A 20,179-nucleotide genomic window follows, 5' to 3' on the forward strand; every position below is an offset into this window, starting at 1 on the left:
CAGGGATGTGGTGGGCTTTCCTCAGGCCGCTCGCGCCAGCCCGTTTTCCTGCACCAGCCGCAGGCGCGGCGGAATCTCCGCCAGAACATCGCCGCGATGCGAGAGCAAACGCAGCGTACCGTCGGCCTCCTCGACCAGCGCGGTCAGGCTTTCGACCCAGTCGCCGTCGTTGGCGTAGATCAGCCGGTCGCGCTGCACGAGGCCGGCACGATGGATATGGCCGCAGACGATGCCGTCGAGCCCGCGCCGTTGTGCATCGTCGAGCCCGGCCTGCACGAAGCGCTCGATGTAGCGTTCCGCCGCGCCGCTCTGGCGCTTGAGGAATTCCGACAACGACCAGTAACGCAGACCGAAGCTGCGGCGAATCCGGTTGAGCACCTGATTGCCGGTGAGGATGCGATAGTACAGCCAGTCGCCGAATTTCTCCTGCAACCCGCCGAAATGGGTGACCGCGTCGTAATCATCGCCATGCACCACCAGCAGACGGCGCCCGTCGGCGGTGACGTGGATGGTGCGGCGGCGCACCTGCATCGCCGGCAACGCGAGACCGCAGAAGCGGCGCACCGGGCGATCATGGTTGCCAGGGATGTAGATCAGCTCGGTGCCCTTGCGGCGCAGCGCGTGCAGTGCCTCAACCACGTGGTTGTGCGCCTGCCCCCAGCGCGCGCGGCGCTGCGCCAGCCACCACAGGTCGACGATGTCGCCGACCAGATACAGCCGTGCGCAATCCAGCGTCGACAGGAACGCCGCCAGCTCCTCCGCATGGCAATGCTTGGAGCCGAGATGGACATCGGATACGAAGACCGCGCGCCGACGCCCCTTGCTCGCGGTCGCGGGGCTCATGCGTCGGCCCCGGCTTGCTTGAGATAGCGTTTTCGCTTGTTCGGGCGCAGCTTGTGCATGTCCACTTCGATCAGGCCATCGATCGAATCGCTGAAATCCGGATCGACGCCGAAGGCGAGGAAGCGCGCGCCGCCCGGCTCGCACAGATCGGTGTACTGCTTGTAGAGCATCGGCACCGACGCGCCCAGCGCGGACAGATTGCCCTTCAGCACGCCGAAGGCAGTGTCGGCGTCCATCTCGCCGAACGACGGCGGCGCGGCGAAGTACTGGAACGGCTTCAGCGAGGCCACGAGCGGTTCCTGGCAGCCGTAGTAGCGCTGGTAGTAGGCAACGAGCTGCTCGCGCGCCGGCAGCGGCAGCGCCGCGCTGATCGAGACCGGCCCGAACAGGTAGCGCACGCCCGGATAACGCATCAGATACGCGCCGAGGCCGTACCACAGGTAGTCGAGGCTACGGCTGCCCCAGTATTCCGGGGTCACGTAGCTGCGGCCCAGTTCCATGCCCTCGGCGATGTGCGGGATCAGATCGTCGGAATAGCGGAACAGCGAAGCGGTGTAGAGGCCGGACAAACCGCGATCGGCCAGCGCACGCGAACCGCGCATCACGCGGTAGCCGCCGGCGATGCGTTCGGCGTCCGCGTCCCACAGCACGATCTGTTCGTAGTGGGCGTCGTAGGCGTCGATGTCGCGACTGCGGCCGGTGCCCTCGCCCACCTTGCGGAAGGTGAACTCGCGCGCGCGGCCGATCTCGCGCAGCAGCGGCGAATCGGTGCGCAGGCGCGCCAGGCGGATCTGCTTGCCGTCCTGGGTTTCGCCGAGCAGTTCGGTGGCGGCGATTTCCGCGCGCAGCAGTTCAACGGGTTCCGGCGGTGCCAGCGGCTCCGGCCCCGGCGTCTGCGACATGCGCTGCTTGCCGAGCGCATACAGCGCCTTGCGCACGGTGCGCAACGCCGTCACCGGATCGGCATCGGGTTCGATCTTCAGCGGCTGGCCGATGCGCAGGCTCAGCGGGCGGTTGCGGCGCGCGTACATCTCGCGCGCCAGCAGCGCGGTGCCGGCCGGCTTGAACAGGGCCGAAGCGCCGTAGAACAGCGCCGAATTACGCGCCTTGATGCGCACCGGCAGCACCGGCGCGCCGGTCTTGCGGGCAAAGCGCACGAAGCCGCGCTGCCAGCGGCCGTCGCGCACGCCGCGCAGTCCGAGGCGCGAGACTTCGCCGGCCGGGAACACGATCACGCACTGCTCCTGCCGCAACGCCTGCTCGACCGCGCGCAGGCTCTCGGCCCCGGCGCGGCCGTCGAGAATGCGCACCGGCAGCAGCAGGCCGGACAAGGGCTCCAGCATCATCAGCAGATCGTTGGCGATGATGCGCACGTCGCGGCGCACGGTGCCGACATGCTGCAGCAGCGCCAGCGCGTCGGTCGCGCCGGAAGGATGGTTGGCGACGATCAGCAGCCTGCCGCGTTCCGGGATATGGCCTTCGCCCGAATCCACGGTGTAGCGCGCCTGCACGTGATCCAGCGCGGCGTCCACGAAGGCGAAATCGCGCAGGTGGCCGCTCTCGGCCAGGAAATGCTCGATCGTCTCGAACCGCGACCAGCGCCCGAGCGTGCGCAGCAGCGGACGCGTCAGCGCCGCACGGCGACCGCTGAACCATTGCGGAAAGCGTTGTTGCAGGCGTTCTTCGAGTGACAGCATGGCGGCGTGGGGACGGCCTGGCAGGGGCGGGCTTGTTTTAGGGCGGGCCTGGTTGGCCGGCAGCCTGCGCCCGCCCTGCGACATCGATATTGCTGAATTGCTGCGGCAAGATTACAAAGCGGCCCGATGCATTGCCAGTGTGAACGGCCACGCCGTCCGACACCTCCCGATCCGCGTCGGCGAGCGGAAAACCCGGTCACAGCCCCGCGCATCCGGCCCGTCAGGCGCCCAGACGACGCCTCTTCACTTTCCCGCTGCTTAATTCCCGGGAAACATCGTTTCCGTCATGATGCGCGCGTCACCCCGCCCGTGTATCATGCGCGCCCATCTTTTCATCCGAATACAAGGATATTAAGCCGATGTCCAGCTACCTCTTCACCTCCGAATCGGTTTCGGAAGGCCATCCGGACAAGGTCGCCGACCAGATTTCCGATGCGGTGCTCGATGCCATCCTGGCCCAGGACAAGCGCGCGCGTGTGGCCTGCGAGACGATGGTGAAGACGGGCGTGGCGATCGTCGCCGGCGAGATCACCACCTCGGCCTGGATCGACCTGGAAGCGCTGACGCGCAAGGTCATCCTCGACATCGGCTACGACAGCTCCGACGTCGGTTTCGACGGCGCCACCTGCGGCGTGCTCAACCTGATCGGCAAGCAGTCGCCCGACATCAACCAGGGCGTGGACCGCAAGAAGCCGGAAGAACAGGGCGCGGGCGATCAGGGCCTGATGTTCGGCTATGCCACCAACGAAACCGACAGCTACATGCCGGCGGCGATCCACCTCTCGCACCGCCTGGTCGAGCAGCAGGCCAAGGTGCGCAAGGCGAAGAAGTCGCCGCTGCCGTGGCTGCGTCCCGACGCCAAGTCGCAGGTCACCCTGCGCTATGAAGACGGCAAGGCCTCGGCCATCGACGCCGTGGTGCTCTCCACCCAGCACGATCCGGACGTGAAGCAGAAGGATCTGATCGAAGCCGTGCGCGAGGAAATCCTCAAGCCCGTGCTGCCGGCCAAGTGGCTGCACAAGGGCACCAAGTTCCACATCAACCCGACCGGCAAGTTCGTCATCGGCGGCCCGGTGGGCGACTGCGGCCTGACCGGCCGCAAGATCATCGTCGACACCTACGGCGGCTGGGCCCGTCACGGCGGCGGCGCGTTCTCCGGCAAGGATCCGTCAAAGGTCGACCGTTCGGCTGCCTACGCCGCGCGCTATGTCGCCAAGAACGTGGTCGCGGCCGGTTTGGCCGATCGCTGCGAAGTGCAGGTCAGCTACGCCATCGGCGTGGCCGAGCCGACCTCGATCTCGGTGACCACCTTCGGCACCGGCAAGATCAGCGACGACAAGATCGAGAAGCTGATCCGCAAGCACTTCGACCTGCGTCCGTACGGCATCATCAAGATGCTCGACCTGATCCATCCGATGTATCAGGACACCGCCGCCTACGGTCATTTCGGCCGCAAGCCGAAGCAGATCACCTACACCGACTCGGCCGGCAAGAAGCACACCGCCACCGCGTTCTCGTGGGAGCAGACCGACAAGGCCGAGGAACTGCGCAAGGCCTCTGGTCTCAAGTAATCGGTGCTTTAAATCATCGTGATCGGATCATCTTGATCCGCATGGAACGGGCCGCTTCGCGGCCCGTTTCGTTTTTCAGGGCCGTGCGCTCATCGGCGCCGCGCCATTCACTCCGTGCCGATCTGCTTGTGCAGGATGCGGCGAATCTCCAGGATCGCCTGCGGCGTTTCCTGCACGCTGTGCCATGAGGTGATCACCAGTTCCGATTCGGCGCCCGCCAGGTGCGCGCTGCGATAAGGCACCAGGCCGTCGTCGGAATCGATCAGCGGCAGCTTGGGATCGCGCTGGGCGATGATCGAGTTGTAGCGCACACGCGGCGAGATCGGCAGATCGGCGGCGGCATGCACGAAGGGATCGGTATCGCGCAGGTTGTCGATGCTGTTGGGCATGGCACGCTTGTGCTTCCTGCCCTCTCCCTTTTCGTTGCCGGCGAGATCGCTCAGCACGTCGGCGAAGCGCGTCAGCAGCGTGGCGGGCAAACGAATCAGCTTGCCGACGAAGCGTCCCAGCCCACCATCGGCCATCGCCGTTCCGCGATGCGGCGCAGCGATGAAGACGGCGCGATCGACCTGCGGCAGCGGCTGGAAATTCAGCAGCGGCTGCAGGCGCCGGCGAATGCGTTCTCCGCGATCGCCGGAAAGATCACGCCCGGCGGTGACGGCGCTCCACAGTTGATCGCCGGAAGAAGACACCAGCAATCGCGCCAGCACGCCACCCATGCTGTGCCCGATCAGCACCATGTGCTGCGAAGCCGGCGCCTGTCCGGCGGGGTCGAAATGCTTGAGCGCCTGTTCGACCAGCTTGGCGATTTCCGCGCGGTTCCAGGCGATCGGCATGTTGGTCGGGTAATAGACCTGCCAGATCTGGTAATGCCGGCGCAGCTGCTCGTCGCCCATGATTTCGTTGGCGACGTTCACCCAGGCCTCGGGGCTGCTGGCCAATCCGTGCAGCATCAGCACGATCCTGCGCTCCGGATCGTAGGGCTGCATCAGATACAGATGCGGCCGCACGATGCCGCGCTCGCGGCCGAGCATCGAACGCAGCGACTGCTTGGCGAAACCCGAACGCGCCAGCCACAGCCCGTAGCCGGCGGTGAAGTTGGCCGCCAGCGGCAGCCGCTGTCCTTGCACGATCACTTCCGCCTGGCGATACGGATCGTAGGGCGAGATCAGCACGCGCCGCGTAGTCAGCACCTGCGCCAGCGTCTGCCCGTCGAAGCGCAGCAGCAGCGTCACCGGCATGAACGGCATCTCGCTGAAGGCCGGCGCCTTGTCGTCGCGGCTCTCGCCGGCCAGTGGCGTGCCCGGAAGCGCGCCGGGATACGCGGCCGGATCGCCCACCGCCGCCGGCGAGACTTCGGCCACCAGTTCAGCACCGAAGCCATCGCGGCGATACACGCTGCGCACGCCTTCGAAGCGCAAGGATGACGCCGGCGCGATCGCATCCGGATACGGAACGCCGCCCGGCATTCGCAGTTCGGTCGCTTCCGCGTTCACGCGCCAGCCGGCGACATCCATCTCCGTGTCGCGACGCACGCCGCCATCACTAGCGATCTGCGCGCGCCAACGCGCGAACAGGCTGCCCACCACCTGCTGCACCGCGTAGTTGTAGTAGTCGCGGACCTGGGTCTGGCGATCCTCGAACGCACGCTCGCCCGGCGCGCGCGGACTGAAGAACAGATAGGCGTAGGCATAGCGCGCGGCTTCCAGCCATGCGCCCACCGTGGCGTCGCTTTGCGCGGCCTCCCCTTTCGGGGTGAGGCGGATCGCCGCCTGCGTCCAGAGTTCGGCGGACGTGGACAGCTTGCGTTCCTCGTCCAGCCCTTCGCTCGTGGACAGCGTCTTGGCGCATGCCGGCACGTCCGCCGTGCAGGTCTTGGCTTCGATGCCCAGCACTTGCAGCGCTTCCAGGCTGGCGGCGCTCAATTCGCCGCTGCTGAGCACATCGCCGCGCTTGGCCGCGATGTAATCCTCGGCGCCGAGCGACTTCACCTTCACCATCGCGCAGCCGCCGAGGGTCAGCGACAGGCATGCCATCGCCAGCAGCAGGGCGATCGAGACGTATCGGCGTGCGTTTCCGCGCGTCACGGCGAAGCACCCGACGACAATTGGCCCGGAATGTTCGCTCGAATCGATTTCGGGTGCGAGTTCAAGAATCGGCGACGCGATCGGATCATATCGTCATGATCCGACAAACCCGTCCCGCCGCGCAAAGCGATCAAGGCCGCGTGAACGCGGAGCGGTTCCTCTTTGCTGCGTCCGCGCGATCAGCGCACGACCGTCACCGGCACGTGCGAGCGCGCCAGCACATCCGTGGACACCGAACCGATCAGCCAGCGCGCCAGCGCGCCGCGTTCGCTATGGCCGATGACGATATGGTCGATGCCATGCTGCTCGACCTCGCTCAACAGCACGTCGCCCGGACTGCCGTTGAGCACGGTCGTGTCGACGAGCCCGGCCGCGTCCGGAGACGCACCGACCAGCCCCTCCAGCATTTCGGTGGCGTGCTGCGGGCTGTTGTCGGCCACCAGCACCGCCATGCCCTCGATCCCGCTCACCGCCGGCTGCAACACCGTCACCACGCGCACGCGCCCGCCGAAAGCACGGGCCAGATCGACCGCGAGCCGGAACGCCCGCTTGGCCGAATCGGAACCGTCGTAGCCCACAAGGATTCGTCTGGACATGGGAATGCGCCTCCGCCGCGGTTCGAACCGATATTCACATCAGCATGATCCGCCCTTCCGCGTGATCGGCCAATTAACGTCGGGACCCTGCGGCCACGCCATTGGTGCGTCGCAACATCTAGGCAAGTCCCGCAACACGTGGTATCAGTGGAACCGGGAATGGCCCCGCCGAGCGCAAGGCCTATGCGGACCAGTTACGACGAAATGCGCGCTGCCGACGGCGACGTCCGTCCGCACTACCATGCCTTCGACGACTGGCTGCAACAGACGCCCGCTCCCGCGGTCGAACACAAACGGCGCGAAGCGGAGATTTCCTTCCATCGCGTCGGCATCACCTTCTCCGTCTATGGCGAGGAATCGGGCAGCGAACGCCTGATCCCCTTCGATCTGGTGCCGCGCATCGTGCCCGCCGCCGAGTGGAGAATGCTCGAAGCCGGCCTGCGCCAGCGCGTGCATGCGCTCAATCTGTTCCTCGGCGACGTCTACGGCGAACAGCGCATCCTGCGCGACGGCAAGGTGCCGCAATCACTGGTGCTGGACAACGAAGCCTATCGCCACGAAATGCGCGGCCTGCAAGTGCCGGGCGGTGTCTATTCGCACATTTCCGGCATCGATCTGGTACGCGCGGGCGACGGCGAGTACTACGTGCTCGAGGACAATCTGCGCGTGCCTTCCGGCGTGTCCTACATGCTGGAAAACCGCCGCATGATGACGCGGCTGATCCCGGAGCTGTTCGCGCGCCAGCAGATCGCGCCCGTCGAACGCTATCCCGACGCGCTGCAGGAAATCCTGCGCCAGGCCGCGCCGCCCGGCATCGACAATCCCACCGTGGCGATCCTCACGCCGGGCTCGGCCAATTCCGCGTACTTCGAACACGCCTTCCTGGCGCAGCAGATGGGCGTGGAGCTGGTCGAGGGCGCCGACCTGTTCGTGCGCGACGACACCGTCTACATGCGGACCACCCGTGGCGCGCAGCGCGTGCACGTGATCTATCGCCGCATCAACGACGACTTCCTCGATCCGACCGTGTTCCGGCCCGAATCGCTGCTCGGCGTACCCGGCCTGTTCAACGCCTATCGCGCCGGCCGCGTGACGCTGGCGAACGCACCCGGCACCGGCGTCGGCGACGACAAGTCGGTCTATCCCTACGTGCCGGAGATGATCCGCTTCTATCTCAGCGAGGAGCCGATCCTGCACAACGTGCCGACCTATCAGTTGCGCAATCCGGACGACCTGCGCTACACGCTCGACAATCTCGCCGAGCTGGTGGTGAAGGAAGTCCACGGCGCCGGCGGCTACGGCATGCTGGTGGGACCGGCGGCGAGCAAGGCGGAGATCGAGGAATTCCGTCGCCGCATCCTCGCCACGCCCGACAACTACATCGCGCAGCCGACCTTGTCGCTGTCGACCTGCCCCACCTTCGTCGAGAGCGGTCTCGCGCCGCGCCACATCGATCTGCGCCCTTACATCCTGTGCGGCCGCCGCATCCACGTGATGCCCGGCGGCCTCACGCGCGTGGCGCTGCGCGAAGGCTCGCTGGTGGTGAACTCGTCGCAGGGCGGCGGCACCAAAGACACTTGGGTATTGGAGGGCTGATGCTCTGTCGGACCGCCAACGATCTGTACTGGGTCTCCCGCCACATGGAACGCGCGGAGAACACCGCGCGCCTGATCGACGTGACCTTGCGCATCGCGATGCTCCCCGAACGCCTGGACCGCGGCAAGGCCGAGGCCGCGCCGTGGCGACGCGCGCTCGACGCCCTCGGCATCGCCGATGCCTTCGTGCAGCGCTACGGCATCATCGACGCCGACGGCGTGCTGCGCCACCTGCTGCTCTCGCCCGACAATTCCTCCTCGATCTACAGCTGTTTCCGCGACGCGCGCGAGAACGCGCGCGCACAGCGCGTGGCCATCACCTCGGAGATGTACGAGGACCTCAACACCTCGTGGCTGGAGATGCGCAGTCTCAACACGGCGCGCATGCGTCGCGACGGCGTCAACAGCATCCTGGAATGGGTGAAGGGTCGTTCGGCGGCCTTTCGTGGCGTCACCATCGGCACGCTCGGGCGCGGCGAGGGCTATCACTTCCTGCAGCTGGGCGCCTTCATCGAACGTGCCGACTGGGCGATCCGCCTGCTCGACATCACCGGCAGCGACAGCGATCTCCCCGAATCGGGCGAAGCGCGCGATGCCGTGCAGTATTTCCAATGGAGCGCGCTGCTGCAGTCGCTCTCGGCGTTCGAGACCTATCGCCGGGTGTATCGCGAATCGGTCAGCCCGGCCAATGTCACCGAACTGATGCTACTGCGGGACGGCAATCCGCGCTCGCTGCAGACCTGCACCAACACCCTGCACGGCGTCCTGCGCACGCTGGCCGGTGGTGACGGCCTGGAGGTCGTGCGCCAGGCCGGCGCGCTGTCGGCGTTCACGCGCTACGCGCGCATCGACGAGATCATCGCCTCCGGCCTGGAAACCTGGCTGCAGGATGCGATGGCGCGGCTCACGCGGCTCGGCGATGAAATCCATCGACAATTCATGCTGGCGGCGGAACAGTCACTGCCGCAAGCCGCGCCGCAAGCACAATCGCACTCCCAGTCGCAATGACGGCCCTCACCGCAGCGCGCTTCCCGTACCGGCGCTGCGCGAGGCAAAATTACCGCGATTCCCCCATCGAGCCCTCGGCGCACCCATGACGTATTGCATCGGCCTCAACCTGGAGCAGGGCCTGATCCTCGCTTCCGATTCGCGCACCAACGCCGGCGTCGACGACGTTCGCCGCAACGGCAAGATGCGCGTCTACGTCAACGAGGGCGAGCGCATGATCGTGACGCTGTCGTCCGGCAACCTGTCGTTGACGCAGAACGCGGTCAATCTGCTCGAACATCGCGCCGCGCACGACCCGCAACGCCCCGGCATCGGCAATGCCCGCTCGATGTTCGAAGTGGCGCAGCACGTCGGCGACGCGCTGCGCGAAATCCGGGCACGCGATGCCGCCTATTTGCGCGACAGCGGTGTCGACCCGAGTGGTTCCTTCATCGTCGGCGGCCAGATCAAAGGCGAGGCGCCGCGGCTGTTCCTGGTGTACTCCGAAGGCAACTTCATCGAAAGCTCGCCGGAAACCCCCTACTTCCAGACCGGCGAGAGCAAGTTCGGCAAACCCATCCTCGACCGCGTCATCACTCCGCGCACCTCGATGACCGAGGCCTGCAAGTGCGTGCTGGTGTCGTTCGATTCGACCATGCGCTCGAACCTGTCGGTCGGACCGCCGCTCGATCTGCTCCTGTACCGCCGCGACAGCTTCAACGCGAACCTCAAGCAGCGGCTGGAAGAGGACGATCCCTATCTGCACACCGTCCGCACCGAGTGGAACGAGACGCTGCGCCGCGGCGTGCGCGATCTGCCAGGGCCGACCTGGCTGACGGATCTCCCGGGCTGACGCCGGCCTAACCGATCAACAGACGGACCACGCGCACGGCGGCCGCGAGCGCGACGACGAACACGGCCGCTTCATACGCGCGCTGCCCGTAGACGGCGCGCAGCGCCAGGATCATCTTCGCTACGACCAGCATCAGCGCCATCTGTCCGATGAACTGGACGCGTTCGCCCGAGGCATACACCGTCGGCGCGAAACCGAGCATCGCCACGGCCGCCAGGCCCAGCGTCAGCGCGACCAGGGAGAACATCGCATCGCGGCTTGTCCGCCCCGCCGCGACGATGCACGCGATCAAAGCGGCCGCCAGGCAGAACAGGATCCACGCCGACAACGCATAAGCGCGGCTCGAACTCGCCTGCAGCGCCAGCGGCTCCGGCAGCACGTAGAACGTGGCCAGCGCATGCCCGAACGGCGACAGCAGCCGCAGATGACCCAGCAGCAGGAACACGATCGCGATCGCGATGACTACCTGCGTGATCCGGCCGATCGACCGCTTCATCACCAGCGCCAAGGCCAGCAAACAGGCCACGGCCATCAGCAGGTTGTGCGGATCGGTCAACCCGTCCATCACCAGGCCAAGCCCCATGCTGATCTTGTCGGGAAGGCCCAGATCGCCGAAGTTGGGGAAACGCACCGAGGTTTCCACGCTGTAGCGGGCCTCCGTTCCGGGCGCCGCGAACACCAGTGCCGCGCTCACGATCGTGGCAGCCACCTGCGCGAAGTCCCAGATGCCGGCCTGCCGCAGTATGCCTTTGCGCAACAGCAGCAACGCGCTGGCGAGCACCATCACCAGCGCCACCTGTTCGTTCTGCACGGACAGGAGCGCGGCGATCGCGAATCCGATGCGCTCGAGCGGTGCATGCGGCTTCTGCTCGACCAGCCCGATCAGCGCATACGCCGCCAGTGCCACCGTCCACAGATAGTTGACCGATCCGGTCACCCACCACGCGGAATAGAACAGCACTTCATACGACACCAGCATGAAGAGGCAGAACATCAGCGCGGTGGCGACCGACGAGGACATCTCCTCGCGCGCGGTCGCGAGGCGGCCTCCTGCGTAGCACAGCAGCAGCAGGAAGGCCGCGTTGCACAGCTTCCACAGCCACAGGTGCCGCGTCAGATACACGAGCGCGGCCTCGACGAGGATCCTGCCGGACCAGTGCTCGTAGCGGAACGCCATGAAATCGAGAAGGCCCTGCTGATCGAGCACGCGACCGAAGAAACTGTCGTCGTTCACCCAGTGATTGCCGAACGCGACCAGTTGCAAGGCCACGATCGCGGCGACCGTGAACAGGAAGAACAATCGCCGGGATTTCCAGATCGGTGCCGGCGTCATGGCGCGCCCTCGATCCGGCATTCGAGCGGAATGAGCACTTTCACGCGTCCGTCGTCATAGGCCACATGGAGCGTGCGTCCGCGCAGGGATTGATCCGTGGCCGCGAGGTTGAGCGAAGCGACGAAGCCCGGCAGGGCGTAAGCGTCCGTTCCGCCGAGACGGTGCATGAGCATCTCCGCGATGTCCGAACGCGCCTGCAGCACCGTCCGCAGCGCGCGTGCTTCCCCGCTCGCCGCGTCGATCGCCACCACGCGCACGCTGCGCCGGCCTATGGCCGCGCCCTTGCGCGCGATCCAGCCGCGCACCGCGACCTTGCGCGGCGTCACCCAGCATCCGTCGATCGCATAGGCGACATCGGCCGGCGCGCCGACGGCGTATCCGCTGACGTCCACCACCGGTGCCGCGTTGTCGCGCCGGAACAGGAACCCATGGAACAGCACGGCGGCGAGCGCGGCCAGCAACAGGCCGATCGCCGCCAGACGGCCGATCGCACCGGCACCGGATTCGCCGGATGAATGCGCCATAGGAAGCGCGCCCCGCGTAGAGGAATTCGACAAGCCGTGGTCTCCGACACGAACTGGAGCGCACGGTCATCCGCGGGCGCTGGCTGCTGACCGGCAGCCGGCGCGGACAATAGCAGAGCGCCCTTGAAGACGACTACTCCTCCGGATGACAACCGGGCCCGATATTTCATATCCCTCGGTGGCATCGTGAAAGCGCCCGTGGGCATGCCGATCACCGCCCTCCGGCCGGCCCGCCGCCGGCGCGGAATCCGCCCCGGTTCATCCCTTCATCGCGAGAAAGCGATAGAATTCACCCGCTTCGCCGAGGGGCGCTGCGACCGTACTCCCACCCGTGCTCCGCACGGCCGCCGGAGAGACGGCCAGGCTCGGCGTCGCGTCACCGTAACGGCGCCCGTGACTGCGAGTCCCCACGGACTCACGACAACGGAGCACACCCCTCAATGAACGCCGTAGCCAAGCCCGCTTCTACGAAGCAATTCTCCACCGAAGGCGATTACAAGGTCGCCGACATCTCCCTGGCCGACTGGGGTCGCAAGGAAATCGACATCGCCGAGCACGAGATGCCGGGCCTGATGTCGATCCGCCGCAAGCACGCCACCGCCAAGCCGCTCAAGGGCGTGCGCGTGACCGGCTCGCTGCACATGACCATCCAGACCGCCGTGCTGATCGAGACCCTGAAGGACATCGGCGCCGACGTGCGCTGGGCCTCCTGCAACATCTTCTCGACCCAGGATCAGGCCGCCGCCGCCATCGCCGCCACCGGCACGCCGGTGTTCGCATGGAAGGGCGAGACGCTCGAAGAGTACTGGGACTGCACGCTCGCCGCGCTGACCTTCCCGGGCAACAAGGGCCCGCAGCTGGTCGTCGACGACGGCGGCGACGTCACCCTGCTGATCCACAAGGGCTACGAGCTGGAGAACGGCTCGAAGTGGGTCGACGAACCGGCTTCCTCGCACGAGGAACAGGTCATCAAGAACCTGCTCAAGCGCGTCGCCAAGGAGCGCCCCGGCTTCTGGACCGAAGTGGTCAAGGACTGGAAGGGCGTGTCCGAGGAAACCACCACCGGCGTGCATCGCCTCTACCAGATCGCCGAGGCCGGCAAGCTGCTGATCCCCGCGATCAACGTCAACGACTCGGTCACCAAGTCCAAGTTCGACAACCTCTACGGCTGCCGCGAATCGCTGGCCGACGGCCTCAAGCGCGCGATGGACGTGATGCTGGCCGGCAAGGTGGCCGTGGTCTGCGGCTATGGCGACGTCGGCAAGGGTTCGGCGCACTCGCTGCGTGCCTACGGCGCGCGCGTGATCGTTACCGAGATCGACCCGATCTGCGCGCTGCAGGCGGCGATGGAAGGCTTCGAGGTCAACACCATCGAGGACAGCCTGGGCTCGGCCGACATCTACGTCACCACCACCGGCAACAAGGACATCATCACGCTGGCGCACATGCAGCAGATGAAGGATCAGGCCATCGTCTGCAACATCGGCCACTTCGACAACGAGATCCAGGTCGACGCGCTGTATGCCTCCGGCGCCAAGCACACCAACATCAAGCCGCAGGTCGACAAGTACACCTTTGACAACGGCAACAGCATCTTCCTGCTCGCGGAAGGCCGCCTGGTGAACCTCGGCTGCGCCACCGGCCACCCGAGCTTCGTGATGTCGAACTCGTTCGCCAACCAGACGCTCGCGCAGATCGATCTGTGGCAGAACAAGGACGTCTACGAGAAGACCGTCTATCGCCTGCCCAAGCAGCTCGACGAGGAAGTCGCACGCCTGCACCTGGAGAAGATCGGCGTGAAGCTGACCAAGCTCACCAAGGAACAGGCCGATTACCTCGGCGTGCCGGTGGAAGGTCCGTACAAGCCGGATCACTACCGCTACTGATGTTCTCCGCTCTTCCCCCTGTTCGCAGGGGGAGGTTGGGAGAGGGTGTGAGGCGCGCAGCGCCGAATCTATGCGCGAAAAGCCACCCCTCCCCGGCCCTCCCCTGCAGTCGCAGGGGAGGGAGTCCTTTCGGAAGGCCTGCATGATTCCTACTTCGTTCGAGTTCTATCCGCCCAAGACTGACGAGCAGCGCGATCAGCTCGATCGCACCGCGAAGAAGCTGAAGACGCACGCGCCGGACTACGTGTCCTGCACGTTCGGCGCGGGCGGCTCGACGCTCGACTACACGCCAGAAACCGTCGAACGTCTGCATCATCATCACGGCCTAGACGCGGCACCGCATATCTCCTGCATCGGCGGCACGCGTGCCGAGCTCGGCGCTCTGCTCACGCGCTACAAAGCGATGGGCTGCCGACGCATCGTCGCGCTGCGCGGCGATCTGCCCTCGGGCATGGCGCGCACCGGCGACTTCCGCTACGCGACCGATCTGGTCGAATTCATCCGCCGCGAGCACGACGGCTTCTTCCACATCGAAGTAGGCTGCTATCCGGAAACGCATCCGCAGGCGGAGCACGCACTGGCCGATCTGAAGCATTTCAAGGCCAAGGTCGACGCCGGCGCCGATGGCGCGATCACGCAGTACTTCTACAACGCCGATGCGTATTTCCGCTTCGTCGACGACGTGCGCAAGCTCGGCGTCACGATTCCGATCGTGCCGGGCATCATGCCCATCTCCAATTTCAGCCAGCTGCGCCGTTTCTCCGAAGCCTGTGGTGCCGAGATTCCGCGCTGGATCAGCAAGCGCATGCTCGCTTATGGCGACGACATCGATAGCATCCGCGAGTTCGCCGCCGATTTCGTCGCCGCGCTGTGCCAGCGCCTGATCGACGGCGGCGCGCCGGCGCTGCATTTCTACACGCTCAACCTGGCGAAACCGACGCAGTCGGTGCTGGCGCGCCTGTCCTGAATCCCGGTCAGCAAGCTGTGTCGAACGCCCTTCCAGAGGAGGGCGTCCGACGCTACGCTGCGCCGATGCCGCCAATGCCGCCGTTACGCCTCGCCTGCATCCTGCTGCTGCCGCTGGCCTTCGTCTGCTGGCCGGGTCGCGCCGACGCGCAGATCAAACGCTGTACCGGCCCCGACGGCAAGTCGATCTTCACCGACCGCAACTGCAACGACGTCGGCGCCACCGACGCGCTGCCGCGCGCCACGGTCGGTTCGCCGCAGGTGGGCGGCAAGCCCTACGCGCGCGGCTGCTCGCGCAGCGTGCGCGACCTGATCTACGAACTCACCGCCGCCATCGACAGCCACGACACCAACCGCCTGGCCGGGCTCTACAACTGGTCGGGCATGTCGAACAACGGCGGCTACGCGGTGCTCTCGCGCCTGGACGCCATCGCCAGCCGCCCCCTGGTCGACATCAGCCCGATCCTGCCCGCGCCGCAAGTCAGCCTCGACGCCCAGGGCAACATGACCGTCAGCGGCGACGTCGACCCCGCCAACTACCCGGAGGCGCAGGTCCGGCGCACGCCGGTCGCCCTGCGGGTCGACCAGACCTCGCCGGGAGGGGCCACCTCCCTGCGCACGGTGTTCGGTTTGCGCAAATACATGGGCTGCTGGTGGCTGACCCTGTAAACGGGATGCCTTGAGAGCGCGCATTGCTGCACCTGCAGCTTGCCTGTATGCGAAGCGAGACGGCAGCGTCCGGAGCGTGACTTTAGTCACGTGAATTCTCTCCTCCACTCCGGAATCTCCTCATGCAACGATCCTTTCGAATCGCTGCCGGCCTGACCGGTCTTGCCCTCGCCGGCTCCGCCGCTGCCGCCGGGAAACCATTGTTCGTCGCCAGCCCCGCCGGCAAGGCGGCCGATGTCCGCAACGAGCGCGCGCTGGAAAATCTCTTCTCGCATCCCAGCACGCTCGACGTCCGGGTCACTTCCGTGGATGCCAGCGCCAGCGACAACGACCAGATCGAGCTGGTGCTCGGCGGCCGCGTCCTGACCGCCGACCGCAGCCGCAGCGAGCGCACCGCGCGTGGCGACACCGTGTGGTACGGCCACGTCCGCGAGACCGCCGCCAAGCGTGTCCTGACCGCGCGCGAGACGTCGGCCGATCCGCTCAACGACGTGGTGCTGGTGCGCCACGGCAACCAGATCACCGGCAACGCCCGCGTCGGCGGCAAGCTGTTCCGCATCAGGCCACTGCCGGACGGCACCACCGCCGTCGTCGAAGTCGACGAATCGCGCATGCCGGCCGAGCATCCGGATCAGGCCTATCGCGAGATCCTCGACGCCGCCAAGCCCGCGGCCGACAAGAAGGGCGGCCTCGTCACCCCGACCGCGATCGATCCGGGCGCAACCGCGACGATCCGCGTGCTCGTCGTCGCCACCCAGGCGGCGATCAATGCCTACGGCGGCGACATGCAGGCGCTGGCCGAACTCGCCGTCGCCGAGTCCAACCAGGGCTACGCCAACTCGAACGTCGGCATCAACATGGTGCTGGCCGGCTATAGCACGGTGAACTACAGCGAAGTGGGCATGAGCACCGACCTGTCGCGTTTCCGTGGCACCAGCGACGGCTACATGGACGGCATCCACACCACCCGCAACGACGTCGCCGCCGACGTCGCCGTGCTGATCGGCAACGACAGCTCGGCCTGCGGCCTCGCTTCGGGGATCGGCTCCACCGCGTCCACCGCCTTCGCCACCGCGTATTGGGACTGCGCCACCGGCTACTACAGCTTCGCGCACGAGATCGGCCATCTGCAGTCGGCGCGCCACGATCCGGCCACCGATTCCAGCACCTCGCCCTACAGCTACGGCCACGGCTACCGCCATCCGCAAAGCCAGTGGCGCACGATCATGGCCTACAACTGTTCGTCGAACTGCCCGCGCCTGAACTACTGGTCGAATCCGGACAAGACCTACAACGGCGCGCCGATGGGCACGGCCACCCAGAGCCACAACCAGCGCGTGCTGGTGAACACCAAGGCGACCGTCGCCGGCTATCGCTGACGCACACGCAACTCCGGCACCCCGACGCCGCGCGGTCATCCCGCGCGGCGTTTTTGTTGCCCGACGCGACAGTTCGTCCCAGGCGCCCGAAGCGCGGGCGGCGAACAGCCCTTAAACTATGCGCCCCTCCGCGAGAGCCGACGCCCATGCAATACCCCGAATGGATCTGGCACAACGGTGCGATCAAACACTGGGCGGAGGCGACGACGCACGTCATGTCGCACGTCGTGCACTACGGTTCCTCGGTGTTCGAAGGCATTCGCTGCTATGACACACCGAACGGCCCGGTCATCTTCCGCCTCACCGACCACAACAGGCGTCTGTTCGCCTCGGCCAAGATCTACGACATGGCGATGCCGTATTCGCTGGAGCAGCTCAACCAGGCCTGCCGTGAAGTGATCCACGCCAACAACAACACCACTGATTACCTGCGTCCGGTCGCCTATCGCGGCCTCGGCGGGTTCGGCCTGTCGGCCGACACACCCACCGACGTCGCCGTCGCGACCTGGAAGATGGGCCAGTACCTCGGTGCCGGCGTGCTCGCGCAAGGCATCGACGCCTGCGTCTCCAGCTGGCAGCGCTTCGCGCCGAACACGCTGCCAGCCGGTGCCAAGGCCGGCGGCAATTATCTTTCCGGACAACTGGTCGCACGCGAAGCGCGCCGGCTCGGCTTCGGCGAAGGCATCGCGCTCGCCTCCACCGGTCTGCTCAGCGAAGGCGCAGGCGAGAACCTGTTCCTCGTCTTCGACGGCGCACTGCACACCACGCCGGTCAGCGCCGCGCTGCTCAACGGCATCACCCGCAACACCATCATCACGCTGGCGCGCGATGCCGGCATCGAAGTGGTCGAACGCGACCTGCCGCGCGAATACCTGTACCTGTGCGACGAGCTTTTCATGTGCGGCACGGCGGCGGAGATCACGCCGATCCGCTCGGTCGACGGCCGCCAGGTCGGCGCCGGCAAGCCGGGACCGGTGACGCAAAAGCTGCAGGAATTGTTCTTCGGCCTGTTCGACGGCAAGACGCCGGACAAATACGGCTGGCTCGAAGCGGTGTAAGCACTGCCGTGTGATGGCATCGCGCGAGCGGTTACGCGCTTGCGCCGTTGCCATTCCTTTCCGGCGTGAACGACAACGTCGCCACCACGCCCTTTTCTTCTCCCGGCACTACGCGCACGCCCCATCCGTACAACGCGCACAAGCGGCGCACGATCGACAGACCGATGCCGCCGCCCTGCGAATGCTCGGCGTGTGTGCCGCGATAACCGCGCTCGAACAGGCGCGCCGCATCCTCGGCGCTCAGGCCCGGACCGGAATCGATCACGTCGACCGATTTCTCGCGCAACCGCACGATCACCTCGCCCTGGGCCGTGTACTTCACCGCATTGCCGATCAGATTGCCGAGCGCGACGTTCACCGCCGCTTCCGGCGCGTCGACCACCAATCCGCGCTGGCCTTCGATGCGCAGTTCCAGCGGCTTGCCGCCGAGCTGGCTGCGATGCGTATCGAGCAGTTGCTCGGCGACCCTGGCGACGTCGGTATTGCCATGACCTCGCTCGTTGCGCGAGAGCAGCAGCAGCGCGCTGATCAGGTCGGTGCATTGCTGCTCGGCGCGCTGGATGCGCTGCAACCGGGAGCGCGCCTTCTCGTCGAGATCGGGCTTGGACAGCAGCAGCTCCACCGCGCCCTTCACCACCGCCAGCGGCGTGCGCAATTCATGGCTGACGTCGGCGTTGAATTCGCGATCGCGCTTGACCACCTCGGTCAGCCGCGTGGCGTAATCGTCCAGTGCCGAGGCGAGCTGGCCGACTTCGTCGTCTGGGAAATGGGCGGCCAAATTCTGCGGCTCGGCGTTCTCGCCGGACGTCTGCAGGCGGCGCGCAAGTTCCGACACCGGCTTCATCACTCGCGATGCCGACCACCAGCCCACCACCAGCGAGAGCAAGGTGAAGGTGATCACCGAGCCGTACAGGGCACGATTGAACTGCTCCTGGCCACGGCTCGCCTGCGTCATGTCATACGCGAGGAAAAACCATTCCTTCTGCGTTTTCCGCACCGCGAGCTTGTACGAGAACGCGCGCCCCTGCTCGTCCTCGCCGCTGAGGTTGTGAATTCCGTCGCCCAGTTCGTACCAGTCCGGCTGATCCGCGCGCAGCGCCTCGAAACGGTCTTGCTTGACCACGCGCGCCAGCATCTGTTGCACCGGCAGGTCGGGGCTCTGGTTGGGATTGGTGTAATAGCGCCGCGCGTACTCGTCGATGTTCTTGTTCATCACGTCTTCGACCAGCGTGTTCTCGACGCGATTGCGCGTCCAGTTCGTGGCGAAGGCGAACAGCGTCGTCAGCCCGAAGCCGAGCAGGACGAACGACAGGATGATGCGGCTTCTCAGCCGCCGGCGGTAACGAGTTTTTCGTCGCCGGGTGCGACCGTTAGGCGTTCGCATCGGGCGCGGCGATGCGGTATCCGATGCCATGGCGGGTCTGGATCAGCGGGGTCTCGAAGGGCTTGTCGACCACGGCGCGCAGGCCGTGGATGTGCACACGCAACGAGTCGGAATCGGGCAGTTCCTCGCCCCAGACGCGGGTTTCCAGTTCCTGTCGCGTGACCACGGCGGGCGACGCTTCCATCAGCGCCTGCAGGATCTTCAGCGCGGTCGGGTTGAGCTGCAGCAGCTTGCCCTCGCGGCGCACTTCCAGCGTGTCGAGGTTGTACTCCAGATCGCCCACCTCGAGCACGCGCGTCTGCACGCCGCGGCCGCGACGCGCCAGCGCGTTGAGGCGCACTTCCACTTCCTGCAGCGCGAACGGCTTGATCAGGTAATCGTCGGCGCCGGAGTCGAAGCCAGCCAGCTTGTTGTCGAGGCTGTCACGCGCGGTGAGCATGAGCACCGGCGTCTGCTTGCGCGCTTCGTTGCGCAGCTTGCGGCAGACTTCGAGGCCGTCGATGCCGGGCAGGTTGAGGTCGAGTACCACCGCGTCGAAATCGTGGACGACGGCCAGATGCAGGCCCGTGACGCCGTCGGCGGCGAAGTCGACCGTATGGCCGCGGTCTTCAAGATAGTCGCCGAGGTTGGCGGCGATGTCCTGGTTGTCTTCGATTACGAGGATGCGCATCAATCGGTTGTCCTTTGGGGTCAAGGTCAGACCCGTGTCACGGGCCGCGGTTCCCCTGCGTGAGCAATCATGGATTCTGTC

General features: G+C 66.3%; 17 protein-coding genes and 1 riboswitch. Of the genes, 9 read left to right on the forward strand and 8 right to left on the reverse strand.

Annotated elements, in window-relative coordinates:
* Window positions 1-21: 21 nt before the first annotated feature.
* Together LG367_RS09680 and olsF are read right to left on the reverse strand one after the other, a co-directional pair.
* On the reverse strand, window positions 22-843 hold the full coding sequence (locus tag LG367_RS09680; RefSeq protein ID WP_226469031.1) for a UDP-2,3-diacylglucosamine diphosphatase: 822 nt from the start codon (window positions 841-843) through the stop codon (window positions 22-24).
* On the reverse strand, window positions 840-2,540 hold the full coding sequence (gene olsF, locus LG367_RS09685; protein ID WP_226469032.1) for a bifunctional ornithine lipid synthase OlsF: 1,701 nt from the start codon (window positions 2,538-2,540) through the stop codon (window positions 840-842). The genes LG367_RS09680 and olsF overlap by 4 nt, the downstream gene beginning before the upstream one ends.
* Before the next feature lie 359 nt (window positions 2,541-2,899).
* Between olsF and metK the strand changes: the two genes are divergently transcribed.
* The gene (gene metK, locus LG367_RS09690) at window positions 2,900-4,111 is read left to right on the forward strand and encodes a methionine adenosyltransferase (RefSeq protein ID WP_226469033.1); all 1,212 of its coding nucleotides are present in this window, start codon (window positions 2,900-2,902) and stop codon (window positions 4,109-4,111) included.
* Between the two features lie 107 nt (window positions 4,112-4,218).
* Here the strand turns inward: metK and LG367_RS09695 are convergent, their stop codons facing one another.
* Both LG367_RS09695 and LG367_RS09700 read right to left on the reverse strand, forming a co-directional pair.
* Window positions 4,219-6,147, reverse strand: a complete 1,929-nt coding sequence (locus LG367_RS09695; RefSeq protein WP_226469269.1) for an esterase/lipase family protein — start codon at window positions 6,145-6,147, stop codon at window positions 4,219-4,221.
* A 230-nt stretch (window positions 6,148-6,377) separates the two neighbouring features.
* Complete coding sequence (locus LG367_RS09700) at window positions 6,378-6,794, reverse strand: universal stress protein (RefSeq protein ID WP_226469034.1); 417 nt, start codon at window positions 6,792-6,794, stop codon at window positions 6,378-6,380.
* Between the two features lie 204 nt (window positions 6,795-6,998).
* Here LG367_RS09700 and LG367_RS09705 point away from each other — a divergent pair, with 204 nt between their 5' ends.
* The 3 genes from LG367_RS09705 (at window position 6,999) to LG367_RS09715 (ending at window position 10,229) form a co-directional block, all read left to right on the forward strand.
* A complete protein-coding gene (locus LG367_RS09705) occupies window positions 6,999-8,390 on the forward strand; it encodes a circularly permuted type 2 ATP-grasp protein (protein WP_226469035.1) in 1,392 nt (463 codons plus the stop codon).
* Window positions 8,390-9,397, forward strand: coding sequence for an alpha-E domain-containing protein (locus LG367_RS09710; RefSeq protein ID WP_226469036.1), 1,008 nt, complete (start codon window positions 8,390-8,392; stop codon window positions 9,395-9,397). The genes LG367_RS09705 and LG367_RS09710 overlap by 1 nt, the downstream gene beginning before the upstream one ends.
* 85 nt (window positions 9,398-9,482) lie before the next feature.
* Window positions 9,483-10,229: a proteasome-type protease gene (locus LG367_RS09715; protein WP_226469037.1), complete on the forward strand. Its 747-nt coding sequence runs from the start codon at window positions 9,483-9,485 to the stop codon at window positions 10,227-10,229.
* Between the two features lie 7 nt (window positions 10,230-10,236).
* On the opposite strand, the gene LG367_RS09720 is transcribed toward LG367_RS09715, so the two are convergent.
* Window positions 10,237-11,562: a DUF6056 family protein gene (locus LG367_RS09720; RefSeq protein ID WP_226469038.1), complete on the reverse strand. Its 1,326-nt coding sequence runs from the start codon at window positions 11,560-11,562 to the stop codon at window positions 10,237-10,239.
* Window positions 11,559-12,086, reverse strand: coding sequence for a hypothetical protein (locus LG367_RS09725; protein WP_226469039.1), 528 nt, complete (start codon window positions 12,084-12,086; stop codon window positions 11,559-11,561). Before LG367_RS09725 ends, LG367_RS09720 begins: the two co-directional genes overlap by 4 nt.
* Before the next feature lie 297 nt (window positions 12,087-12,383).
* A riboswitch (S-adenosyl-L-homocysteine riboswitch) is annotated at window positions 12,384-12,486 on the forward strand.
* A gap of 40 nt (window positions 12,487-12,526) precedes the next feature.
* Here LG367_RS09725 and ahcY point away from each other — a divergent pair.
* The 5 genes from ahcY to LG367_RS09750 all read left to right on the forward strand — a co-directional run bounded on the left by ahcY (window position 12,527) and on the right by LG367_RS09750 (window position 18,044).
* Window positions 12,527-13,972 (forward strand): adenosylhomocysteinase, encoded by a 1,446-nt coding sequence (gene ahcY / locus LG367_RS09730; RefSeq protein ID WP_226469040.1) that lies wholly within the window; start codon window positions 12,527-12,529, stop codon window positions 13,970-13,972.
* A gap of 142 nt (window positions 13,973-14,114) precedes the next feature.
* Window positions 14,115-14,939 carry a methylenetetrahydrofolate reductase [NAD(P)H] gene (gene metF, locus LG367_RS09735; protein WP_226469041.1) on the forward strand — a complete coding sequence of 275 codons (825 nt, stop codon included), beginning with the start codon at window positions 14,115-14,117 and terminating at the stop codon, window positions 14,937-14,939.
* A 74-nt stretch (window positions 14,940-15,013) separates the two neighbouring features.
* Window positions 15,014-15,607: a hypothetical protein gene (locus LG367_RS09740; protein WP_226469042.1), complete on the forward strand. Its 594-nt coding sequence runs from the start codon at window positions 15,014-15,016 to the stop codon at window positions 15,605-15,607.
* Window positions 15,608-15,729: 122 nt separating this feature from the next.
* On the forward strand, window positions 15,730-16,986 hold the full coding sequence (locus tag LG367_RS09745) for a zinc-dependent metalloprotease (RefSeq protein WP_226469043.1): 1,257 nt from the start codon (window positions 15,730-15,732) through the stop codon (window positions 16,984-16,986).
* Window positions 16,987-17,132: 146 nt separating this feature from the next.
* Window positions 17,133-18,044: a branched-chain amino acid transaminase gene (locus LG367_RS09750; RefSeq protein WP_226469044.1), complete on the forward strand. Its 912-nt coding sequence runs from the start codon at window positions 17,133-17,135 to the stop codon at window positions 18,042-18,044.
* A 31-nt stretch (window positions 18,045-18,075) separates the two neighbouring features.
* On the opposite strand, the gene LG367_RS09755 is transcribed toward LG367_RS09750, so the two are convergent.
* Window positions 18,076-19,428 carry a sensor histidine kinase gene (locus LG367_RS09755; protein ID WP_226469045.1) on the reverse strand — a complete coding sequence of 451 codons (1,353 nt, stop codon included), beginning with the start codon at window positions 19,426-19,428 and terminating at the stop codon, window positions 18,076-18,078.
* Entirely contained in the window at window positions 19,415-20,098 is a 684-nt protein-coding gene (locus LG367_RS09760; protein WP_226469046.1) for a response regulator transcription factor, read from the reverse strand. The genes LG367_RS09755 and LG367_RS09760 overlap by 14 nt, the downstream gene beginning before the upstream one ends.
* Window positions 20,099-20,179 lie beyond the last annotated feature (81 nt).

This window comes from Luteimonas panaciterrae (genome assembly GCF_020511115.1).
Classification (GTDB): Bacteria; Pseudomonadota; Gammaproteobacteria; order Xanthomonadales; family Xanthomonadaceae; genus Luteimonas; species Luteimonas panaciterrae.

What these genes read in the sequence shown, in the direction of transcription:
- LG367_RS09680 (WP_226469031.1), bottom strand. Translation starts at nt 843, where the DNA reads ATGAGCCCCGCGACCGCGAGCAAGGGGCGTCGGCGCGCGGTCTTCGTA.
- olsF (WP_226469032.1), bottom strand. Translation starts at nt 2,540, where the DNA reads ATGCTGTCACTCGAAGAACGCCTGCAACAACGCTTTCCGCAATGGTTC.
- metK (WP_226469033.1), top strand. Translation starts at nt 2,900, where the DNA reads ATGTCCAGCTACCTCTTCACCTCCGAATCGGTTTCGGAAGGCCATCCG.
- LG367_RS09695 (WP_226469269.1), bottom strand. Translation starts at nt 6,147, where the DNA reads ATGGCATGCCTGTCGCTGACCCTCGGCGGCTGCGCGATGGTGAAGGTG.
- LG367_RS09700 (WP_226469034.1), bottom strand. Translation starts at nt 6,794, where the DNA reads ATGTCCAGACGAATCCTTGTGGGCTACGACGGTTCCGATTCGGCCAAG.
- LG367_RS09705 (WP_226469035.1), top strand. Translation starts at nt 6,999, where the DNA reads ATGCGCGCTGCCGACGGCGACGTCCGTCCGCACTACCATGCCTTCGAC.
- LG367_RS09710 (WP_226469036.1), top strand. Translation starts at nt 8,390, where the DNA reads ATGCTCTGTCGGACCGCCAACGATCTGTACTGGGTCTCCCGCCACATG.
- LG367_RS09715 (WP_226469037.1), top strand. Translation starts at nt 9,483, where the DNA reads ATGACGTATTGCATCGGCCTCAACCTGGAGCAGGGCCTGATCCTCGCT.
- LG367_RS09720 (WP_226469038.1), bottom strand. Translation starts at nt 11,562, where the DNA reads ATGACGCCGGCACCGATCTGGAAATCCCGGCGATTGTTCTTCCTGTTC.
- LG367_RS09725 (WP_226469039.1), bottom strand. Translation starts at nt 12,086, where the DNA reads ATGGCGCATTCATCCGGCGAATCCGGTGCCGGTGCGATCGGCCGTCTG.
- ahcY (WP_226469040.1), top strand. Translation starts at nt 12,527, where the DNA reads ATGAACGCCGTAGCCAAGCCCGCTTCTACGAAGCAATTCTCCACCGAA.
- metF (WP_226469041.1), top strand. Translation starts at nt 14,115, where the DNA reads ATGATTCCTACTTCGTTCGAGTTCTATCCGCCCAAGACTGACGAGCAG.
- LG367_RS09740 (WP_226469042.1), top strand. Translation starts at nt 15,014, where the DNA reads ATGCCGCCGTTACGCCTCGCCTGCATCCTGCTGCTGCCGCTGGCCTTC.
- LG367_RS09745 (WP_226469043.1), top strand. Translation starts at nt 15,730, where the DNA reads ATGCAACGATCCTTTCGAATCGCTGCCGGCCTGACCGGTCTTGCCCTC.
- LG367_RS09750 (WP_226469044.1), top strand. Translation starts at nt 17,133, where the DNA reads ATGCAATACCCCGAATGGATCTGGCACAACGGTGCGATCAAACACTGG.
- LG367_RS09755 (WP_226469045.1), bottom strand. Translation starts at nt 19,428, where the DNA reads ATGCGAACGCCTAACGGTCGCACCCGGCGACGAAAAACTCGTTACCGC.
- LG367_RS09760 (WP_226469046.1), bottom strand. Translation starts at nt 20,098, where the DNA reads ATGCGCATCCTCGTAATCGAAGACAACCAGGACATCGCCGCCAACCTC.